Origin of the sequence: Knoellia subterranea KCTC 19937, assembly GCF_000768685.1 — a bacterium.
In the GTDB taxonomy this organism is placed as follows: domain Bacteria; phylum Actinomycetota; class Actinomycetes; order Actinomycetales; family Dermatophilaceae; genus Knoellia; species Knoellia subterranea.
In genome coordinates this window covers 1-2439 of sequence record NZ_AVPK01000022.1, presented here as the reverse complement: position 1 = coordinate 2439, position 2439 = coordinate 1, and the positions used below count along the sequence as shown (strand labels likewise).

Sequence of the window (2439 nt, the reverse complement as noted above, 5' to 3'; positions counted from 1 at the left end):
GGTGGGCTTGCACCCACACACGCTTTCGAGGTCTGGGACCCACCGTTCACGCAGGGCTGCGGGCGGTTTCGCGTGCTCAACGGATCCACCAATGAACGACAACGAACGTCCAGTTGGCGTCCCGAATGAGACTACGACTGAGACCACCGCGGTCGTCGTCGACAAGGCCACCACCCTGCCCAGATTGGGCGCGGTGATTGGCGCCGTCCTCCCGAAAACTCAGTCGAGACTGGGCGGGGTCTGGATCGACGCCGCGGTGACGAGCTTCGCCGTCTTCATGTGTCCAGATGCGCCCTGATCTCCGATGCACGTGCCTGACCGCCCCCGACCAAGGACCTCGGAGACCCGCACTGCAGTGCCGCGCGGTCATTCATCGCCCCACTCAGCCGCAAGGCTCAACTGCCTTGCCTGCTTCGTCGTTCTTGCTACCCGCGACGAGCAAAGAGCCGGAGCCAATCAACTGTCGTCTGGACTGTGGCGCAACTGCGGCAGCCCTGACCTGCGACCAACTGACACTGCGAACGCTCCGCGATCATCGGCAATAGCGGGGGTCACAAACCCAGCGATGACGATCTCGATCTCTTCGCGAGCCGACACCACACCGTAGACAACTCGGTCGCCGTTGGCGTTCTCTGCCCAAGCGTGACGTCCCTCGGATGCCGACGCGGTGTCAAAGCACGCTCCGCTAGTTCCGTGCCCTGCCGTCGGGTCGACGGGGAGTTCGACGTCTACGCACAGGTCCCCCGAACCATTGTGATAGGACACCGCTGTCCATGGTTGGCCACCGTTGGTGGATCCACTCGCGAGTGCGCGCATCGGTTCGACTGCCCGCAAAGCGGGGGGTTCCTCTTCTGAATCAGCGTGAGGGCTGACGTGGTCTGGCGCCGTGAATGCCGATACCGTGGCTGCGGAAATAGCGAAACTTGCGCCACACAACACAGCCACTCCCGCGCCCAGGATAATTTTACGGATGCCCATCATGCCCATCTCTCGCCTCAGCAGTAACTCGAGTAGTTGTGGGCATAATGTGTATTGAGATTCATGGCGTAAGGGGCTTGGGCAATATGATCGATGTAATATTGGCATTCTCGGTTCGAGCCCGTGTCCCATGAAGTGTGGACATGCGTGCAGGCGTTGCATGCGCTTCCGGTGAGGAGCGTCCCGCGCCGGTTCAAGTATTCACCCTTGCCGTTGGTCGCGCCGTTAGTTGCCGTAGTGTCTGTGAACGGATGGATGTATCCATTCTCTGGGTTGTTGCAATCGCCACAGCCATGGTAATTGCTATTTACGGTGTGCGTGTTGCCGGCAAAGGCTGACCCCGCACCAGCGCTCGTCCCCAAAATCACGGACAGTGCGACAGCCATGACGGTCCCCCTGAACCACGTCATCACGACCTCCTCCCGCTCGGTGTAGGACGGAATCTAGTGTCGGGCTTGGATCGCGGTCAATGGTCGAGCGGCGGGGCCTTGAGCAGTCCCGGTTGTGTCGATGGCCGGACGGAGTCGGCGCCGATCAACGCCAAACGGGCTCTTTAGGGATGAGTGGTGACGGCGTGCAGTTCGAAGCGGAGCTCGAGGGCGTTGGTCACTTTGAGGATCGTGGACCAGGTTGGGTTGCCGTCCTCGGAGAGCGCTTTGTAGAGACCGTCGCGGCTCATGCCGACACGGCGGGCAAGCTCGCTCATGTTGCGTGAGCGCGCGATCACTCCGAGGGCGCGGGGCACGGCGCTCGGGTCTTCTGCGGACTCTTCCAGTGCGAGTTCGAGGTAGCCGGCGACGTCCTCGAGGTCGTCGAGGTGGTCGGCCACGTCGAACGGTGTGTACTTCTCATTCTTGGTCTTCATCGCGGCCTCTGCTTCCCGTCCTGCTGGTCGGCTCTCCACTCTTCTGCCAGCTTGTGTGCTTGCTCGATGTCATTCGACTGGGTCGACTTGTCACCACCGCAGAGCAGCAACACCAGCGCATCGCCGTCCTGCAGGTAGTAGACCCGGTACCCCGGGCCGACGTTGAGGCGTAACTCGGAGACTCCGCGTCCGACGGGGGCGACATCCCCTGGGTTGCCGTTGGCCAGCCGGTCGATCCGCTTGAGGATGCGGAGCTTGCCCTGCCGGTCCTTCAGTTTTCGGATCCACGTGTCGAACTCGCCGGTCTGGACGACGTCGATCGCATGTCGACTATAACTGACACCGCGTCTAGCCTCAATGCGGCGGAGCAGCTTGGGTCGCGAGGGCAGTCCAACCTTGCGAGCGACCGTCGGTGGACGGCGCCGAACGCCCCGGAGCACGCTTCGACAGCGTGTACCTGGCGCCAGCGTTCCTTGAAGCGGACTGTCACGAACGGGCACGAACCCCAGTGAACGACCGATGAGCGGCCCTCGTGGACCGAAATGAGACTACGAATGAGACCACTAACAAAAACGCCGGTCCGGGCCGTGAGGCTC

Annotated in this window: 4 protein-coding genes; 1 reads left to right on the top strand and 3 read right to left on the bottom strand. The window is 62.1% G+C overall.

Going from position 1 to position 2439, the window contains the following annotated elements:
• The first annotated feature begins 91 nt into the window (after positions 1-91).
• Complete coding sequence (locus tag N803_RS17130) at positions 92-298, top strand: hypothetical protein (protein WP_035907569.1); 207 nt, start codon at positions 92-94, stop codon at positions 296-298.
• Between the two features lie 697 nt (positions 299-995).
• On the opposite strand, the gene N803_RS18455 is transcribed toward N803_RS17130, so the two are convergent.
• The 3 genes from N803_RS18455 to N803_RS17120 form a co-directional block, all read right to left on the bottom strand.
• Positions 996-1364 (bottom strand): hypothetical protein, encoded by a 369-nt coding sequence (locus N803_RS18455; RefSeq protein WP_156969852.1) that lies wholly within the window; start codon positions 1362-1364, stop codon positions 996-998.
• Between the two features lie 167 nt (positions 1365-1531).
• The gene (locus N803_RS17125; protein ID WP_035907568.1) at positions 1532-1843 is read right to left on the bottom strand and encodes an addiction module antidote protein; all 312 of its coding nucleotides are present in this window, start codon (positions 1841-1843) and stop codon (positions 1532-1534) included.
• Positions 1840-2283: a type II toxin-antitoxin system RelE/ParE family toxin gene (locus N803_RS17120; RefSeq protein ID WP_245617371.1), complete on the bottom strand. Its 444-nt coding sequence runs from the start codon at positions 2281-2283 to the stop codon at positions 1840-1842. Before N803_RS17120 ends, N803_RS17125 begins: the two co-directional genes overlap by 4 nt.
• Between the last annotated feature and the right edge of the window lie 156 nt (positions 2284-2439).

Bases quoted from the DNA above. Each gene is read 5' to 3' on its own strand.
- N803_RS18455 (WP_156969852.1), bottom strand. From the start codon at position 1,364: ATGGCTGTCGCACTGTCCGTGATTTTGGGGACGAGCGCTGGTGCGGGG.
- N803_RS17130 (WP_035907569.1), top strand. From the start codon at position 92: ATGAACGACAACGAACGTCCAGTTGGCGTCCCGAATGAGACTACGACT.
- N803_RS17125 (WP_035907568.1), bottom strand. From the start codon at position 1,843: ATGAAGACCAAGAATGAGAAGTACACACCGTTCGACGTGGCCGACCAC.